Origin of the sequence: Mycobacterium sp. ELW1 (assembly GCF_008329905.1) — a bacterium.
Classification (GTDB): Bacteria; Actinomycetota; Actinomycetes; order Mycobacteriales; family Mycobacteriaceae; genus Mycobacterium.
Map to the genome: position 1 here is coordinate 245,666 of NZ_CP032155.1, position 17,215 is coordinate 262,880.

The following is a 17,215-nucleotide window of genomic DNA, read 5'->3' on the forward strand; positions in this document are numbered from 1 at the left end:
ACGGCTAGATGTTGACCCGTTTCATCAAGACGCAGCTCGTCATGTTCGGCGTGCTGACCGTGATCGCCCTGCTGGTGTTGGGCTGGTACTTCCTGCGCCTGCCCACACTGGCGGGCATCGGGCAGTACGAGTTGAAGGCCAACCTGCCGTCCTCGGGCGGCCTGTACTCGACCGCCAACGTCACCTACCGGGGCATCACGATCGGCCGCGTCACCGACGTGGAACCGACCGAGACCGGTGTCCGGGCGACGATGAGCATCAGCGACAAGTACAAGATCCCGGCCGACGCCACCGCCAACGTGCACTCGGTGTCGGCGGTCGGCGAGCAGTACCTCGACCTGGTGTCGGAAGGAAATCCCGGTCAGTACTTCTCGCCCGGCCAGACGATCACCAAGTCGACGGTGCCGGAGGAGATCGGCCCGGCGCTGGACGCCGCCAACAAGGGCCTCGCGGCGCTACCGGCCGACAAGATCCCGTTGCTGCTGAACGAAACCGCCCAGGCGGTAGGTGGTTTGGGCCCGGCGCTGCAACGTCTGGTCGACGGCACGCAGGCGCTCGTCACTGACTTCAAGACGAACATCCAGGATGTCAACGACATCATCCAGAACTCGGCGCCCGTCGTCGACAGCCAGGTCAACTCCTCGGATGCGATCCAGCGGTGGGCGGCGAACCTCGACACCATCACCACCCAGACCGCCGAGCAGGATCAGGCGCTGCGCAACGGGTTGAGCCAGGCCGCACCGACCGCCGACGCGGTCAACGCGGTGTTCAGCGATGTGCAGGAGGCGCTGCCGCAGACGCTGGCCAACCTGGAGATCGTGCTGGACATGCTCAAGCGCTATCACAAGGGCGTCGAGCAGTCGCTGGTCCTTCTTCCCCAGGGCGCATCGGTCGCCCAGTCGGTGTCGGCGCCGTACCCGCGCCAGGCCGCGCTGGACTTCGGCCTGACGATCAACCAGCCGCCGCCGTGCTTGACCGGCTTCCTGCCGGCAAGCCAGTGGCGTGCTCCGGCGGACCTGCGGCCGATGCCGGTGGAGAACAACCTCTACTGCAAGATCCCGAAGGACACCCCGGCCAACGTGGTCCGCGGCGCACGTAACTTCCCGTGCGTCGACGTGCCCGGTAAGCGCGCCGCGACGCCGATGGAGTGCCGCAGCCCCGAGCCCTACACCCCGTTGGGCAACAACCCCTGGTACGGCGACCCGAACCAGGTGCTGAACTGCCCCGCGCCCGGTGCTCGATGCGATCAGCCGGTGAACCCCGGTACCGTGATACCGGCACCGTCGATCAACAACGGGATGAACCCGTTGCCGGCCGATCTGCTGCCGGGCCCGACACCACCGACGAGTGACCCACTCACTCCACCCGGGACCGGCACCGTTCAGTGCAACGGTCAACAACCGAACCCCTGCACGTATACCCCGGCAGCCGGTAGCCCGGCACCAGGTAATACGGCCGTCTACACCCCGCAGAGGGGGGAGTTGACCGGTCCCGATGGCGTGAAATACGACGTCAAGAACTCGAGCAGTACAGGAGACGACGGATGGAAGGAGATGCTGGCTCCGGCCGGCTGACCCCACCCCCGGCCGACGATGCCGACCACAGTGCGGCTGAGGAGACGGCGAATCCGACCCCACCGGTCGACGAGACCGAACCGAGCGACAGCGTCGCGCCGCGCGGGTCGCGGCTGAGCGGACGCCGCCTGGCCGTGGTGTGTGCCGGACTGGTGATCGCCGGCCTGCTCGTCGCCACCGGCGGATTCTTCGCACTGCGGTCGCACGACAAGAGCGCCGCCGCGGCGCGGGCCGAGACCACCGCGCTGGCCGCGGCCAAGGACTGCGTCACCGCCACCCAGGCGCCGGATGCCAGTGCGATGGCCGCCAGCCAGCAGAAGATCATCGAATGCTCGACCGGGGACTTCGCGGCGCAGGCCACCCTGTACAGCGGGTTGCTGGTGGACGCTTACCAGGCCGCCAAGGTCCAGGTTCAGGTCTCCAACATGCGTGCGGCCGTGGAACGGCACAACGACGACGGGTCGATGGACGTGCTGGTCGCGGTGCGGGTGAAGGTGTCCAACTCCGCGGCCCAGGACCAGGAGCAGGGGTATCGGCTGCGGGTCAAGATGGCGCCTGAGGGAGGCACGTACAAGATCGCCAACCTCGACCAGGTGAGCAAGTGACGGTGACGGTCCCCGAAGCGGACACCGGCGCCGAGGCCGACGTCGACGCACCCGAGGTCGCCCACGAGGCTTCCGCCGGGGTGCCGGCCGACTGGTCGGCGCGGGCCGGTGCGTTCGTAGTCGACGTCTTCTTCGGTGCCGGCGTGGTGATCACGTGTCTGCTGGTGGCGTGGACCGCACCACTGCGCGGATGGCTGTGGTGGGTCGCGGTCGCACTGGCCGGGGTGGTGTTCTTGGCGGTCGCGGTGAACCGCCTGCTGCTGCCGGCGATCACCGGCTGGACGTTGGGCCGCTCGCTGGCCGGCATCGTCGTGGTCGGCAGGGACGGCACGCCGGTCGGTCCGTGGCGGTTGCTGGCCCGCGACCTTGCCCATCTGCTCGACACCGCCGCGGTGTTCCTCGGCTGGCTGTGGCCGCTGTGGGATTCGCGCGGCCGAACCTTCGCCGACCTGCTCACCCGCACCGAAGTGCGCCGCGTCGAGGGCGAGCGCCCCAACCGGCGTCGCCTGGCCGGTGTGGTGTTGGCGGTTCTCGCGGTGGTCGCCGCCTGCGCCACCGCGCTGGCCTACTTCGGTGTGTACCGACCGGAACTCGCGGTCGAGCAGGCTCGCCAGCAGTTGGCGGTGGACGGTCCGCGGATCGTCGCGCAGATGCTGAGCTACGACGTGGCGTCGATCGACAACGACTTCGCCCGGGCCCGGGGCCTGGCCACCGACGCGTACCGGCCGCAGCTGGTCGCGCAGCAGGACGCCGTGCGCAAGGCCGGACCCGTCGACAACGACTACTGGGTGACCAACGGCGCCGTGCTGACCAACACCCGCGACACGGCCGTCATGCTGCTGCTCATGCAGGGCCAGCGCGGCGAGGCACCCAAGCAACGCCTGATCACCGCCACTGTGCGGGTGAACTTCGAGAGGTCGGCGGCCGGCCAGTGGCAGGTCGCCAATCTGTCGGTGCTGGCCAAACCGAACCCGGCAGGGGAGCCGAAGTGAGCCCGCGCCGCAAGCTCGACGCCGACCACCGGGACCTGTTCCGGTTGCCCGACCCCCAACCGCGCCGCTGGGTCCTGCCTCTGGTCGCCGGCCTGGCGGCGGTGCTGATCATCGCCGCGATCACCGGCAGCACACTGCTGCTGGTGAAGCGCGAAACCCAGCGACACGACGCGGTCCGAGATGTGGCTGTGCTCAGCTTCGTTCGCGGCTTCGTCACGCACTACACGTCCATCGACCCGTTCCACGCCAACGACTACGCCGACAAGGTGCTGGCTCAGGGCACCGGACAGTTCGCAAAGCTGTACCAGGACAAGATGAATGAGGTCGTCGTCCAGGTGGCGCGGGCCGAGCCGACGACGGGAACCGTCCAGGACCTCGGTATCGAGCGCTGGAACCGTGACGGCAGTGCCGACGTGGTGGTGGCCGCGACGACCAAAACCCGTATGCCCGACGGCAAGACCATTGAAAGCGGCAGCCGCTGGGTGGTCACCGCGACCCAAGAAGGAGGTGAAGGAGGTCCGTGGAAGATCAGCAACCTGCTTCAGGTGATCTGACCGACGCCGCACCCGAGGCCACACCGGAGGCCACGCCCGAAGACGAGGCGACCGACGCCGACGCCGAAACCGAAACTGGGGACTCGGCTGCCGCGGAGACGACGAAGAAGCCAACCTGGTTGAGCCGCAACAAGACTGCGCTCGGTGTGGGGATCTCGGCAGCCGTGTTCGTCGCCGGGGGTGCCTTCGCCGGTGCCGCCGTCCAGCCGTACCTGGCGGACCAGGCCGCCGTCGACACCAAGCTCGCGATCGCCCGCACCGCCGCCGATGCGATCACGACGCTGTGGACTTACACCCCGGACGACATGGACAAGCTGCCGGACCGATCGGCGAAGTACCTGTCCGGCGATTTCGAGGATCAGTACCGCAAGTACGTCGACGCGATCGTGCCGACCAACAAGCAGGCCAAGGTCACCAACAGCACCGAGGTGGTCGGCGCGGCCGTCGAATCGCTGAACGGCTCGGAAGCCACCGCGATCGTCTACACCAACACCACGTCGAAGAGCCCGCTGACCAAAGACATTCCCGCGACGAAGTATCTGTCGTACCGCGTGCAGCTGACCCGCGACGGCTCGCACTGGCTGGTCACCAAGATGACGACGGTGACCTCACTGGACCTCACGCCCAAGCTGTAACTCGTTGCGATACTGGCCTCATGGCCGTCGCCTCGCCCGTCTCGCAACGATCCACCGTCGTCGCGCTGCTGCTGCTGACGTTCGCGACCGGATTGGTCGACGCGATCAGCGTGCTGGTTCTCGGGCACGTGTTCGTGGCGAACATGACCGGCAACGTGATCTTTCTGGGCTTCTGGTTCGTGCCGCATTCCGGGGTGGACATGACCGCCGCGGTCGTCGCGTTCGTCAGCTTCCTGACCGGCACGGTGCTCGGCGGACGCTTTGCGCGCCACCTCGATCACGAGGTGGCGGTGCGGACGTGGTTGACCGCGGCACTGGGCGCCGAGGTGGTTCTGCTGGCGGTATTGGCCGCGCTTGCCGGTAGCGGTGTCGTCAACTACCACGACGACGGCAAGCTGATCCTGATCGCCGGGCTGGCGTTGGCGTTCGGTGGGCAGAACGCCGCGGCCCGACAGTTCGGTATCCAGGAACTGTCCACCACGGTGCTGACGACGACGCTGGTGGGGATCGGCTTCGACAGCCGGCTCGCCGGCGGCACCGGGCAGCGGGAAAAGTTGCGCTACAGCGTGGTTGTGACGATGTGCGCAGGTGCGACCATCGGCGCGACGATGTCGCGTTTCATGGTCGCGCCGGTGATCGCATTGGCGGCGGTCGTGGTGGCAGCCGGCCTGGCCGTGTTCCGGTACGGTCCGCAACCCGTGACGGCATCGGACGGGGATCACTAGAGTCGCGGCTATGCCCACTGTCCTGGTCACCGGCGCCGCCCGGGGAATCGGCAAGTCAATCGTGAGTCACCTGGCCGCTGCCGGCTGGGACGTCATCGGCGGAGTGCGCAGCGCCGCCGATGCCGACGCCCTGTCCGCGCTGCCGCGGGTCCGCGCGGTCACCCTCGACGTCACCGATGAGGCGCAGGTCGCCGCGCTTCCCGGCGCACTGCCCGCCCGGCTCGACGCGGTGGTCAACAACGCCGGCATCGCGGTCAGCGGGCCGCTGGAAGGCTTGACCCCTGCCGAGATCCGTCGGCAACTGGAGGTCAACGTCGTCGGCCAGCTTGCCGTCACGCAGGCGGTGCTTCCGCTGCTGCGGCAGTCGCACGGCCGGATCGTGTTCATTTCCAGTGTGAACGGCCAACTTTCGGCACCGATGATGGGCGCCTACAGCGCGTCGAAGTTCGCCCTCGAGGCGGCCGCCGACGCCTTGCGAATCGAGTTGCGGCCGTGGGGCATCGCGGTCAGTGTGGTCCAGCCGGCCCAGACTGACACCGACCTGTGGCGCGATGCGGATCGCAGTGTCGTCGAGATGGAGGCCGCGCTGTCGCCGCAGCATCGCGCGTTGTATTCCAAACATGTTGCGGGGATGCGTAAGTCGATCCCGGCGTCGCAGCGCCTGGCGGTGGATCCGGAGAAGGTGGCCAAGGTGGTGCTCGAGGCGCTCACCGCATCCAAGCCCCATGCGCGGTACCCGGTGGGTCTGCCCGCCGCGCTGCAGATGACCCTGATGACCAAGTTGCCGACCCGCGCCCGCGACGCGGTGCTGCGCCGGGTGCTCGGCCAACCCTGATCAGTTGAAGGCAAGCCACGCCGGCAGGGCGCGCTCACGCGAATCGCACAGCACAGCCATCGTGTCGCACGAGCCCTTCGGCACACCGGCACCGGCCCACATGCCGCCGGTGTCACGGCGAAGCACGATCGCCGACGAGCCGCCGCCGTCGAGCAGGATCGCGGTGTCGCTGCCCAAACCGCGGAACAGATCCTGAATCTGGTCCGGGGTGTAGCTGCCGCCCTGGAACACGTACATCTCGTCCTTGTCGCGGGCGTAGGCCAGCGCGGTGCGGGCCGCGCTGGGTCCGCCGTCGTTCATCTGCCCGGTGTCACCCGGCGCCAGCAGTCCCAGCCCGCTGACCGCGACGAAGCGGGTGCCCTTGTCCAACAAGCCTTGGATCACCGGGGTGGCGGCGTCATAGTCGTCGGGTGATTTGGGCGTCACGACAAACGGCGCCCCGGCGACGGGAAGGATCATCGTGGTCAGTGCCGTCCACACTTCGTCGCCGCCGGACAGCGCCTGCTTGCCCGCGTAGGCGATGGTTCCGGTCACCGCGGTATTGGCACGGCCCTGTCCCTGGGTGTTGTCGACGTAGGCGCCCAGCGGGGAGCTGCACCCCGTCGACTTCCACGAACCGGCCTGCTGCCCACGGACATCGAAGAAGTTGGCATTGATCGCGATGGTGGGCTGGCCGAGTGCCTGCCAAGCCTGCAGCGGGGTGTAGGTCTCCGAGGCCTGCACCAGGCCCTCGCGGGTGCGGGTGCCGGCGGTCCGCTCACAGCGCGCCTGATAGCCGGAGTGGCTGTCGACGAGCAGCCGTGGCGTCAACCGACTCGAGGCAGCCTTGATGATCATCAGGTGGCCTCCGTTGGTCAGCTCGTACCAATTGCCGCCGGCGTTGAGCATCGGCGCGGGGAAGCCGCTGCCGAAGTTGTAGACCAGATAGCTGCCACGCGTGGTGGCGATCGCCTGGGCCAGCTGCGCGCGCGCGTCGGCCGACGCCACGGGAGTGCCGGTGGTGGTGGCCAGGGTCAGAGCGCTCACCGCGGCCATGCTGCCCGCGACCAGGCGGCGCAGCGTCGCGGCGATGGTTGGCACAGTTGCCCTTTCATGACGGTCGGTGCACTACGGCATGTACACCATCATTCTCAGCAACCACACAGTCAACTTAGGTAACAGTCGCGCGGCGGTTCGGCACCGGCGTCGTCACGACCAGCGGCTATAGCTTTCCGCGGCTTTCCGCAGCGGCAATTACGCGGGCGACGGTTAGCTGCGCCGGGAGTGGGGAATCACTGCTTCGCGCGGCGCTCGCCTGGGCCCGCCGGAAACTGAGGAGCAGCAATGATCGGAACGATTATCGGAGCCATCGTCGTCGGCCTGATCGTCGGCGCGCTGGCGCGACTGGTTATGCCCGGTAAGCAGAGCATCGGCATCATCATGACGATCCTGCTCGGTGCGGTGGGTTCCTTCCTGGGCTCGTGGATCACCTACCAGGTCGGATACGCGAACTCCAACGGCGGATTCGCGATCATCCCCTTCCTGGTCGGCATCGTTGTTGCCGCAGTGCTGATCGCGATCTACGTCGCGGTCACCGGGCGCAGCAGCCGGGTTCACCACTAAGAGGTCAGCGGCCCGGCGGTGTGAGGCGGTACACCGCACCGGCGTAATCGTCGGTGATGTACACCGCGCCGTCCGGGCCCGCGACGGCGGCCACGGGACGCCCCCAGCGCGACCCGTCCTGGTCCTGGAATCCTCCGACCAGGGTCTGCTGCGGCCCCAAAGTCCCGTCACGCCAAGCGAAGAACGAAACCTCCGGCGCTCTGGGAGGGGTACGGTTCCACGAGCCGTGCACCCCGACCAGGGCGCCGGAGTCGTATGGTGCGGGCAGCGTGCCGGTGGTGAAACTCAATCCCAGCGGCGCGGAATGCGCACCCAGGGTCTGCTCCACCGGCGGCAGCGCCGTGCAGTCGAGCTTGCTTCCGTCGGCGTTGATCTGGACGTCCCGCACGAAGGCCGGCCCACGGTCGATGTCGGGATTGCAGTAGGGCCAACCGAGTTCGCGTCCCGGCGTCAACCGTGCCACCGACTCCGGTGGGTGGTCGTTGACGTAGTCGGTGACTGTGGCGTACTCCGGTCCCGGCCGCGGATCGGGAACCTGATCGCGATTGTTGACCGCGGTCCACAGCGCTCCATCGGGTGCGGTGGCGAGGCCGGTCCCGTTGCGCACGCCCGTGGCGAAGGGCGTCGCCGGACCGCCCTCGGGCGGGACCCGCATGATCGTGGCCCGCGGCGGTTCGGCCGTCCGGTCGTCGGCGGTGATGTTGCCGGTCGAGCCGATCGAGAAGTACACCGCCCCGTCGCGGCCGACGGCCACGCTCTTGAGGGCATGGGCATATGCCCCACCGAGATCCGGACTGCGAGCATCGGGCAACCCGCCGGCGACGACGCGGCGGCCGTCGGCCCGGGCGCCGCGATAGTCGAAGGCGTTGACCTGATCGCTTTCGGCCACATACAGCGTGCCGCGATCGAAGGCGAGGCCGTGCGGCTGGTCCAGCCCGTCGAGCAAGACCGTGCTCTGTGGTTGAGGCTCGCCGGGCGCCAGTCGCAGTACCTGGCCCGCGGCCGGCACCGACACCAGCAGCGCCCCGTCCGGTGCCCACGCCGCCAGCCTGGCCCGTGGCACCCGGGCCCACACCGACAGGGTCCAGCCCGGTGGGACCAAGGCTTGCCGCGGGGTGTCGAACGGCGCGGTGTCGAGTCCGGCAGGCACTCCGACGGCGACCGATGCCAACCCGGTGGGAGCCGAGGCCGGGGGAGCCGGCGGCGCGGGATGCCCGCACGCCGCCGTCAGCACCGCGGCCGCGCAGGCGGCTCTAGCCCGCCAGTCCGGCATGCATCTCCCACACGAGGATCTCCGATGGCGCGGTGGCGGTGATCCGCTGACCGCCGGCGGCGGTGAATCGCACCGCGTCGCCTTCGTGTAGCTCGCCCGCCCCTTCGAGCGTCACCTCACCGCGCGGAACGAACAGGTGCAGGTAAGGCGCCTCGGGCAGCTCGACGGCCTCACCGGGCTGCAGCCGCGCGCCGTGCAGCGCCGCGTACCGGTTGCGGATGGCGATCGCGGTCTGGTCCTTGTGCTCGGGCATTCCGGAGGCGATCGTCACCAGCCCGCCGCGCAACAACTCGTCATCGATTTCCAGTTGCTGATAGCCAGGATCGATCCCCGATTCGTCCGGCACCACCCACATCTGCACGAAATGCACTGGTTCACTGTGGGTTTCGTCGCCGGTGAGCGTCCAGGAGTCGTTCTTCTCCGAGTGCAGGATGCCGCGGCCCGCCGACATCCGTTGCGCCAGGCCCGGGTAGATCACGCCGGAGTGCCCGGTGGAGTCCTGGTGGACGAGGGAACCCTGCAGTACCCAGGTGACGATCTCCATGTCGCGGTGCGGGTGGGTGTCGAATCCTGCGCCGGGCTTGACGATGTCGTCGTTGTTCACCAGCAGAAGGCCGTGGTGGGTGTTGTCGGAGTCGTAGTGGTGCCCGAACGAGAACGAGTGCTTCGAGTCGAGCCAGTTGATCTTCGTCGCAGCGCGATCGGCGGCACGTCTGATGTCGACGGTTGCGGCCATGTCATCACCCCTTGGGTCGTTGCCAGCCTAGGTGGCGGGCTGTTCAGCGACAACATAGATGATGTGTCATGTATTCCGGTAGGGTGAGCGGTATGGCTCAGCGCTGGTTGACCGGCGACCAACAGCGGATCTGGCGCAACTACCTGGCGTTGAACGGCCGTCTGCAAGCCGCGATGAACCGCCAGCTGCAGGCGCGGTGCGGACTGTCGCTCGCCGATTACGAGGTCCTGGTGGCACTTTCCGAGCGAGGACCGGCCCGGGTACTCGAACTGGCCGACGCGCTGGGCTGGGAGCAGAGCCGGCTTTCACATCACCTCGCCCGGATGCGGAGCCGTGGACTGATCGAGCGGCACGGCACCGAGCAGGACCGCCGCGGCGCCAGTGTCGAGATCACCGCGGACGGAACCGACGCGCTGCACGCGGCGGCACCCGACCACGTCGCGCTGGTTCGTTCGGTGCTCTTCGATCCGATGACGCCGACGCAACTGCGAGCCTTCGGCGCGGTGATCACCGCGGCGCTGGACCGGCTGGCCGAATAGGGCAATCCGCCGCCACAGCGTGAACCGTGGCGGCGGATGTCGTGTCAGATCGGCTCAGCCGGCCATGAACATGGTGTAGGCCGACTGCAGATTCGGCGGCAACACGGTGACGTTGCACGCGCGCTGGGTGTCGCCGATCGGGGCCAGGATGCCCCGCAGGTCGTAGTACTCCCCGGGGTTGGCGGTGAAGTACCCGCGCACATTGGCTTCGGCCTGTGGGCGTGGCTGGTTGTAGGCCGCTGTCAGAACCTGATTGGCGCCGGGATGTCCGGCCAGGTACTGGTGCGCCGAACCGGTCACCGAGCTGACGGTGTTGGCGACTCCGGCACTGCTGCAGTCCGGTGCTGCCGAGGCCATCGGCGCAGCCATCGTGGCCACCGCCATGCCCCCCATGAGCAAACCGGTGCCCACGGCCGCGACCCTCTTGCTTGACGCGATCCCGCTGAACTTCATGATCACTTCTCTCTCCGACGCGCGGTCGGTGATTGGTTCCCCGTCCTGAAACCCAAAGTACCCATGAGGTTCTGCGGCAAACCCGCGCGCACCAAGAGGCGATAGCCGAATTGCGAAGTGTTACAGCCCAACCCGGTGACATGCCTCTCAATAACAGGCGCTTGGTCTCGCGGGGACTGGGCAAGAACTGAGAAGTCTTAATGGCCGCGCCGGTCTCTTAATTGATCGTGATCACCGGTGTTATCGAACTGTGATGTGGGCAAACTCTCGGCCACCGGCAGATGAATTCCCAAGGGAATTGACGGTTTTGGAAGTTCTCGGTGGCTGGTGGTGCCGGTGTGGCCGGCGTGTCTGGTGAATGTGAGATGGCTTGCAGAAACCCGTCAGCCCGCTCCGAACGCGCATACCCACCGCAGAGATCGGGTAGAGGCCATTACGAGGTGCAAACCCCGCGCCGGCACGAAATCCGTCAACGCACCAGGGGAGAAACACAATGACTCAACCCGACACCACCACTTTGCTCGCCCAGTTGCGAGCCATTCTCGATCTGACCAATACGGAAGTTCAGATTGCCGAGACCAGGGTGGCTCAGGCTCGCACCGACGCGGTGCGCACCGAGCTCACCCAGAATGCGGCCAACGGCCGCGAACGTGCGGAGGCCATCGAGAACGCGATCCGCGACCTCGGCGGATTCCCGGACGTCATCGGCCCGTTCTTCGGACGCGCCGCCGCGGCGGTCAAGGCGCTGACCGAGCAGGCGCAGCCGTTCGAGGAAGCGCTGTTGGGCGACCTCGCGCTCGAGGGCCAGCTGCTCGACCGCGCTCGCTATATCAAGGCGCTGGCCGTGGCCGCACGCCAGCCCGAGATCGAAAGCCTGGCAAACCGCCTGATCACGGCCCACTCCGCCACCGTCGACTGGCTGACCACCGTGTTGGCGGAGGACGCGCTCGGCGGCCCGGCGGCCCTGCGACGCACGCCGCTGCAGATCCTGACCGGCCTGACCGTTCGGGTGGCCAACTGGCCGGTGATCTCCTCGGTGCGCGGTATCGACCGTGCGCTCGAAGCGCTGCGCAACACCCGGCCCGCCGTGGACCAGCTGGTCAACCGCGGCGCCCACGCCGGCGAGGTGGCCGTCAAGGCTGCGGCGGGTGCCCGGGATGCGGCGCTGGAGACCGCCGAGAAGGTGGCTCGCCGAGAAGGCGCCGACGGCGCTGCCGACGCGATCCATTCGCTGCGCAGCACCACCGGCATCCTGTCGCCGGAGGAACTGCCGATCGCCGGTTACGACGAGCTGAACCTCACCGAGGCCGTCGCCGCGGTGAAGGAACTCGAGGAGCCGGCCGACATCCGGGCGATCATCGCCTACGAAGAGGCCAACAAGAACCGTCAGCGCCTGGTCTCGGCTGCCCAGACCCGGGTGGCCGCCATCGCTGCCGAAATCGTCGGTATCGACTGATCGCCCCGGGGCCGCGCGCCGTGCCCGATGATGGTGTGGTGTTCGAACACCGGAACCACAAAGTCGCCATCATCGGAGCCGGAAGCGTCGGCACCGCGATCGCCTACGCCTGCCTGATCCGCGGATCGGCAGGCGTTTTGGCGCTCTACGACACCGACGCCAAGAAAGTGCGGGCCGAGGTACTCGACCTCAACCACGGCAGCCAGTTCGTGCCGCACTGCACCGTGACCGGATCCGACCAGATCGAGGTCACCGCCGGGTCCACGGTCGTGGTGGTCACCGCCGGAGCCAAACAACATCCCGGACAGAGCAGGCTGGCCTTGGCCGCCACGAATGTGGCTATGGCGCAAGAACTTACGCCGCAGCTACTGGAACTGTCCCCGCATGCGGTGATCGTGTTCGTCACGAACCCCGTCGACGTCGTCACCTACGCCGCCGCACGGGCCGTCGATGCGCCGACCGGACGCATCTTCGGATCGGGAACGCTGTTGGACAGCAGCCGGTTTCGGTACCTGATCGCTCAGCGCGCGAATCTCGCGGTCGGCAACGTGCACGGGTTCATCGTGGGCGAACACGGTGACTCCGAGATTTCGCTGTGGTCGAGCGTCTCGATCGGCGGTGTGCCCGCCGCGCAGTTCCGCGCCGACGGCGCGGCGGTCTTCGACGAGGCGACTCAGACGGCCATCTCGTCAGCCGTGGTCAACGCCGCGTACGAGATCATCGAAGGTAAGGGCGCGACCAATCTGGCGATCGGCCTGTCCACCGCGCGCATCATCGAAGCGGTACTCGGAGACCAGCACCGGGTGCTGCCGATATCCACGGTCCAGCACGGCGCCTACGAGATCACCGATGTGGCCCTCTCATTGCCGACCGTCGTGTCGGCTGCCGGTGCCGGTGAGGTGTTGCAGGTTCCGCTCGCGGTTCCCGAACTCCTCGGGCTGCAGGCGTCGGCGACCACATTGCGCCAAGCCCAGCATTCCCTGGGCCTCTAAAGCACTTCCGGCAGGCCGAATTTCGCGAACAAGCTGGTGTCCAGGAACGCCACCACGTGCGAGACGCCGTCGGCGCGCACGTCCAGGACGTGCAGCTGGAAAGGCACGTGCCGGCCGCCGGTCTCCGGGAGCCGCATGTACATCGCCGCGGCGGGCTGACCGTTGGCGGTCAGCGGCAACAGCCGCATGTCGCCGGCCTTCTCCGCCGGGCAGTTCTGGTGGATGAGCGCCCCGATGACCGGTCCGCCCTGATACCAGCCGTCGAACGGCGGCATCTCCCAAATCGCTTCGGCGGTGAACATTTTCACCAGCCGATCGATGTCGTAGTCCTCGAAAGCCGAGATGTAGCTGGCCAACTTTTCACGCGCCTCATCGGACTCCGGCGGTGAGAGTTCGTCGTCCTGGCTGGGACCGACGGCGTCGAGCTGGGCGCGGGCCCGCTGCAGCAGGCTGTTGACGGCAGCCACCGAGGTGTCGATCGCGTCGGCGACCTCGGCGGCGCGCCACTGCAGCACGTCCCGCAGCACCAGAACGGCGCGCTGACGCGGAGACAGGTGTTGCAGCGCCGCCACGAACGCCAGCCGGACCGATTCCCGGGACCCGACGATCACCGACGGGTCCGCGGGGTCCTCATACAGCGAATCGGGCAGTGGCTCCAGCCAGGGCACCTCGGCACGCTCGACGAGATCGTCGCTCGGATTCGAACTCGGCGCGCCCAACCCGGTCGGCAACGGCCGACGCTGCCTGCCCTCCAGCGCCGTCAACGAGGTGTTGGTGGCGATGCGGTGCAACCAGGTGCGGACCGAGGACTTGCCTTCGAAGCGGTCATAGGACTTCCACGCGCGCAGGAAGGTCTCCTGCACCAGATCCTCCGCGTCGTGCAGCGAGCCGGTCATCCGGTAGCAGTGAGCCAGCAGTTCACGCCGGTACGGCTCGGCCTGAGCCAGGAAATCGCCGCGGCCGGGGTCCAGCCCGTCGTCGAGATTATGGGCGAGCACGCTCACCGTGCCGAGCTTACGCACGAGCACCGACAGCCGGAACCGACGTGCGCGCAAGCACCCCGTTAGGCTCCCCTGATGGTCACAACACGCACCGAGCGGACGTTCGACGGGGTCGGCGGCGTCCGCATCGTCTACGACGTGTGGACACCGGACACCGAACCGCGCGGCGTGGTCGTCCTCTCGCACGGCCTCGGTGAACACGCCGGCCGCTACCACCACGTCGCCGAGCGTTTCGGCCAGGCCGGACTGATCACCTACGCCCTCGATCACCGCGGCCACGGCCGCTCCGGCGGCAAGCGGGTGATGGTGCGCAGCATCGACGAATACACCGGCGACTTCGACACCCTGGTCAAGATCGCCACCGCCGAGCACCCGGACCTCCCGCGCATCGTGCTGGGGCACAGCATGGGTGGCGGCATCGTCTTCACCTACGGGGTGGAACACCCGGGGGACTACAACCTGATGGTGCTGTCCGGCCCCGCCGTCGCCGCCAACGTCGGCGTACCGCCCGTCAAAGCCTTCTTCGGCAAGGCCGTCGGGTCGCTGCTGCCGAACCTGCCGGTCGAGGAACTCGACGCCAGCGCCGTCTCCCGCGACCCCGCGGTGGTGGCCGCCTACAACGCCGACCCGCTGGTGTGGCACGGCAAGGTGCCCGCCGGCATCGCCAAAGCGCTGCTGAAGGTCGGGGAGACCATGCCGCAGCGCGCGCGCCGGCTCACCGCGCCGCTGCTCGTCGTCCACGGCGGCGCCGACCGGCTGGTTCCCGCCGCAGGCAGCGAGCGGCTGGTCGAGTGCGTGGGCTCGGCCGACGTGAACCGCAAGGTCTATCCGGAGCTCTATCACGAGGTGTTCAACGAGCCCGAGCGCGACCTGGTGCTCGACGACGTGTGCGCCTGGATCGAAGCCAGGCTGTGAGTCTGAGCCGTCGCCTCGCCCTGGCGGCAGCGGGCGTATTGCTGGTCGCCGGATGCTCGTCGAACAGCCAGCCGGCCAACACCTGGGTCGAAGACGAGGTGACCTTCGACGCCGGCGGGCTGACCGTGCACGGCACCTACCGCCACCAGCACGGTGACAAGCAAGCGCCCGCGGCGCTGCTGATCTCGGAGAGTGGGCGCACCGACCGCAACGGCGACAACAACGTCGCCGGGCCGATCGGCAACATGCGGCAACTCGCCGAATACCTGTCCGACCACGGGGTGGCCTCGCTGCGCTACGACAAGGTCGGCACCGGAAAGACCGGCCTGGGACCGTACGCCGACCACCCTGCCGACGTCGGCAGCGCGGTCTACACCACCGGGGCGAAGGCCGCGGTCCGGTTCCTGGCGAGTGAGGCCGCCACCGACAAGAACCACATCTCGGTGTACGGCCTCGGCGAAGGAACCGTGCACGCGATGACGCTGGCCGACGACACCTCCGCCGGCGCCCCCAAGATCCACTCCGTGGGTCTGCTGCAGCCGCTGGCGGGCCGCTACCTCGACCTGATCACCAACCGGGTCAGGGCCGATGTCGCGGCCGCGGTCAAGGCCGGCCAGAAGAACCAGCAGCAGGCCGACCAGACGATCGCCGCCTGGACAGCCGCCGTCGAGCAGGCGCGTAAGACGACCACCGTGCCCGCCCAACTGCCCGACGGTCTGAGCGCCATCCTGAATCCCGGCAACGTCAAAGCGGTCGTCGAGGCCGACGCGATCGACCCGCTGAAGCTGGCCGCGGCGATCCCCGCCGCCACCCCGGTCCTACTCACCTGCTCGGACTCCGACGGCCAGGCCAACTGCGCGGACGTCACCCCGCTCGCCGACGCACTGGAGCACACGTCGTTGTCACTGGTCGCGCTCAAGGGTGTCAACCATGTGCTGCGCGACGACCCTAGCGACAACGTCGGCAACTACTCGAAGCCGGGTCCGCTGTCACCGCAGCTGACGGCGGCGCTGAACGCGTTCATCAACAGTTGACCCATCTGCCGGCGCACCGATGTCTGGTGGCTCGGCTAGATTTTCACAGCGTGACCGACGACAAGATGCTGGCACGCATCGCCGCGCTCCTGCGCCAGGCCGAGGGCACCGACAACGCCCACGAGGCAGAGGCATTCATGGCCGCCGCCCAGCGGCTGGCCACTGCGACGTCGATCGATCTGGCCGTCGCGCGGTCGCATTCCGCCACCCGCAGTGCCGCGCAGGCGCCGACCCAGCGCACCATCACCATCGGCGAGCCGGGTGCCCGGGGTCTGCGCACCTACGTGCAGCTGTTCGCCGGCATCGCCGCAGCCAACGATGTGCAGTGTGACGTCGCCTCCAACTCGGCCTTCGTCTACGCCTATGGGTTCGCCGAGGACATCGACGCCAGCCACGCCCTGTACGCGAGCCTCGTGGTGCAGATGGTGCGGACCTGCGACGCCTACCTGGCCACCGGCGCGCACAAGCCGACGCCCACGATCACCGCACGGCTCAATTTCCAGCTCGCCTTCGGCGCCCGCGTCGCCCAGCGTCTGGGCCAGGCGCGTGAGGAGGCCCGCCACGAGGCCACCCACGATCGCACGACCGCCCCGGGAACCGCTGTGGCACTGCGCAACAAGGAGCTCGAACTGCGGGAGCACTACCGCAAGACGTCGAAGGCGCGCGGCACCTGGCAGGCCAGCCGCGCCTCGGCGGGGTACTCGTCGGCGGCCCGGCGGGCCGGTGACCGCGCGGGCAAGCAGGCCCGGCTGGGGTCCAGCCCCGAACTCCCGGGGGCGCGGACCCGGCTGCCACGGTGACGGCGCGCGACAGCCAGCGCTCCCGCGTCTACGCGGCCGAGGAGTTCGTCCGGACACTCTTCGACCGTGCCGCCCAACACAGTTCACGCACCATCGACTTCTTCGGCACCCAGCTCACCCTGCCGCCGGAAGCGCGGTTCGCGTCGATGCCGTCGGTGCAGCGTTACGTCGACGAGGTGCTCGCGCTGCCCGCCGTGACCACCCGCTGGCCCGCCCCGGGACCGCTCAGTGTGCGACCGCGCCGGGCCGCGACCGCCGCCCACTACGAAAGCATCGACGGCACAGGCGTTATCGCCGTCCCCGATCGGTCGTCCGCCGACTGGGCCATGCGCGAGCTGGTGTTACTGCACGAGATTGCCCACCACCTGAACCCGCAGGGTCCCGCCCACGGCCCGGAGTTCGTCGCCACGTTCTGTGAACTGGCCGCCGCGGTGATGGGTCCGGAGGTGGGCCACGTGCTGCGCGTCGTCTACGCCAAGGAAGGCGTCCGATAA

20 protein-coding genes are annotated in these 17,215 nt (G+C 68.3%); 15 read left to right on the top strand and 5 right to left on the bottom strand.

Annotated features, from left to right (window positions below; all coding sequences use genetic code 11):
- Window positions 1-8 precede the first annotated feature (8 nt).
- The 7 genes from D3H54_RS01195 to D3H54_RS01225 are packed head-to-tail and all read left to right on the top strand — an operon-like array spanning window position 9 to window position 5,920.
- Window positions 9-1,574 carry a virulence factor Mce family protein gene (locus tag D3H54_RS01195; RefSeq protein ID WP_149377502.1) on the top strand — a complete coding sequence of 522 codons (1,566 nt, stop codon included), beginning with the start codon at window positions 9-11 and terminating at the stop codon, window positions 1,572-1,574.
- Window positions 1,544-2,179, top strand: a complete 636-nt coding sequence (locus D3H54_RS01200; protein WP_149377503.1) for an Rv1363c family protein — start codon at window positions 1,544-1,546, stop codon at window positions 2,177-2,179. The genes D3H54_RS01195 and D3H54_RS01200 overlap by 31 nt, the downstream gene beginning before the upstream one ends.
- Window positions 2,176-3,171 (top strand): RDD family protein, encoded by a 996-nt coding sequence (locus tag D3H54_RS01205; protein ID WP_286199070.1) that lies wholly within the window; start codon window positions 2,176-2,178, stop codon window positions 3,169-3,171. Before D3H54_RS01200 ends, D3H54_RS01205 begins: the two co-directional genes overlap by 4 nt.
- Window positions 3,168-3,725 carry an Rv1363c family protein gene (locus D3H54_RS01210; protein WP_149377504.1) on the top strand — a complete coding sequence of 186 codons (558 nt, stop codon included), beginning with the start codon at window positions 3,168-3,170 and terminating at the stop codon, window positions 3,723-3,725. Before D3H54_RS01205 ends, D3H54_RS01210 begins: the two co-directional genes overlap by 4 nt.
- Window positions 3,692-4,360 carry an Mce protein gene (locus tag D3H54_RS01215; RefSeq protein WP_149377505.1) on the top strand — a complete coding sequence of 223 codons (669 nt, stop codon included), beginning with the start codon at window positions 3,692-3,694 and terminating at the stop codon, window positions 4,358-4,360. The genes D3H54_RS01210 and D3H54_RS01215 overlap by 34 nt, the downstream gene beginning before the upstream one ends.
- A 20-nt stretch (window positions 4,361-4,380) precedes the next feature.
- Window positions 4,381-5,085, top strand: a complete 705-nt coding sequence (locus tag D3H54_RS01220) for a YoaK family protein (RefSeq protein WP_149377506.1) — start codon at window positions 4,381-4,383, stop codon at window positions 5,083-5,085.
- Between the two features lie 10 nt (window positions 5,086-5,095).
- Window positions 5,096-5,920: an SDR family oxidoreductase gene (locus tag D3H54_RS01225; RefSeq protein WP_149377507.1), complete on the top strand. Its 825-nt coding sequence runs from the start codon at window positions 5,096-5,098 to the stop codon at window positions 5,918-5,920.
- On the opposite strand, the gene D3H54_RS01230 is transcribed toward D3H54_RS01225, so the two are convergent.
- A complete protein-coding gene (locus D3H54_RS01230; RefSeq protein WP_149377508.1) occupies window positions 5,921-7,000 on the bottom strand; it encodes a phosphodiester glycosidase family protein in 1,080 nt (359 codons plus the stop codon).
- A 243-nt stretch (window positions 7,001-7,243) separates the two neighbouring features.
- Here D3H54_RS01230 and D3H54_RS01235 point away from each other — a divergent pair, with 243 nt between their 5' ends.
- A complete protein-coding gene (locus D3H54_RS01235; protein ID WP_149377509.1) occupies window positions 7,244-7,522 on the top strand; it encodes a GlsB/YeaQ/YmgE family stress response membrane protein in 279 nt (92 codons plus the stop codon).
- A gap of 4 nt (window positions 7,523-7,526) precedes the next feature.
- Here D3H54_RS01235 and D3H54_RS01240 read toward each other — a convergent pair whose 3' ends face one another.
- Both D3H54_RS01240 and D3H54_RS01245 read right to left on the bottom strand, forming a co-directional pair.
- A complete protein-coding gene (locus tag D3H54_RS01240) occupies window positions 7,527-8,795 on the bottom strand; it encodes a PQQ-dependent sugar dehydrogenase (RefSeq protein WP_149377510.1) in 1,269 nt (422 codons plus the stop codon).
- Complete coding sequence (locus D3H54_RS01245) at window positions 8,776-9,531, bottom strand: pirin family protein (RefSeq protein WP_149377511.1); 756 nt, start codon at window positions 9,529-9,531, stop codon at window positions 8,776-8,778. The genes D3H54_RS01240 and D3H54_RS01245 overlap by 20 nt, the downstream gene beginning before the upstream one ends.
- Before the next feature lie 92 nt (window positions 9,532-9,623).
- Between D3H54_RS01245 and D3H54_RS01250 the strand changes: the two genes are divergently transcribed.
- Window positions 9,624-10,070: a MarR family winged helix-turn-helix transcriptional regulator gene (locus tag D3H54_RS01250; protein WP_149377512.1), complete on the top strand. Its 447-nt coding sequence runs from the start codon at window positions 9,624-9,626 to the stop codon at window positions 10,068-10,070.
- Between the two features lie 54 nt (window positions 10,071-10,124).
- On the opposite strand, the gene D3H54_RS01255 is transcribed toward D3H54_RS01250, so the two are convergent.
- Window positions 10,125-10,523: a heme-binding protein gene (locus D3H54_RS01255; RefSeq protein WP_149377513.1), complete on the bottom strand. Its 399-nt coding sequence runs from the start codon at window positions 10,521-10,523 to the stop codon at window positions 10,125-10,127.
- Between the two features lie 493 nt (window positions 10,524-11,016).
- Here D3H54_RS01255 and D3H54_RS01260 point away from each other — a divergent pair, with 493 nt between their 5' ends.
- Window positions 11,017-11,979 carry a ferritin-like domain-containing protein gene (locus D3H54_RS01260; RefSeq protein WP_149377514.1) on the top strand — a complete coding sequence of 321 codons (963 nt, stop codon included), beginning with the start codon at window positions 11,017-11,019 and terminating at the stop codon, window positions 11,977-11,979.
- A gap of 38 nt (window positions 11,980-12,017) precedes the next feature.
- A complete protein-coding gene (locus D3H54_RS01265) occupies window positions 12,018-12,971 on the top strand; it encodes an L-lactate dehydrogenase (RefSeq protein WP_149377515.1) in 954 nt (317 codons plus the stop codon).
- Here the strand turns inward: D3H54_RS01265 and D3H54_RS01270 are convergent.
- Window positions 12,968-13,975: a sigma-70 family RNA polymerase sigma factor gene (locus tag D3H54_RS01270; RefSeq protein WP_210419632.1), complete on the bottom strand. Its 1,008-nt coding sequence runs from the start codon at window positions 13,973-13,975 to the stop codon at window positions 12,968-12,970. The genes D3H54_RS01265 and D3H54_RS01270 overlap by 4 nt on opposite strands.
- Before the next feature lie 72 nt (window positions 13,976-14,047).
- Between D3H54_RS01270 and D3H54_RS01275 the strand changes: the two genes are divergently transcribed.
- From D3H54_RS01275 to D3H54_RS01290, 4 genes are read left to right on the top strand one after another with little or no spacing between them, the layout of a single operon-like run.
- Window positions 14,048-14,887, top strand: a complete 840-nt coding sequence (locus tag D3H54_RS01275) for an alpha/beta hydrolase (protein WP_149377516.1) — start codon at window positions 14,048-14,050, stop codon at window positions 14,885-14,887.
- Window positions 14,884-15,921, top strand: a complete 1,038-nt coding sequence (locus D3H54_RS01280; protein ID WP_149377517.1) for an alpha/beta hydrolase family protein — start codon at window positions 14,884-14,886, stop codon at window positions 15,919-15,921. Before D3H54_RS01275 ends, D3H54_RS01280 begins: the two co-directional genes overlap by 4 nt.
- A gap of 50 nt (window positions 15,922-15,971) precedes the next feature.
- Entirely contained in the window at window positions 15,972-16,721 is a 750-nt protein-coding gene (locus D3H54_RS01285) for a DUF2786 domain-containing protein (RefSeq protein WP_149377518.1), read from the top strand.
- Entirely contained in the window at window positions 16,718-17,215 is a 498-nt protein-coding gene (locus D3H54_RS01290; protein ID WP_149377519.1) for a TIGR04338 family metallohydrolase, read from the top strand. Before D3H54_RS01285 ends, D3H54_RS01290 begins: the two co-directional genes overlap by 4 nt.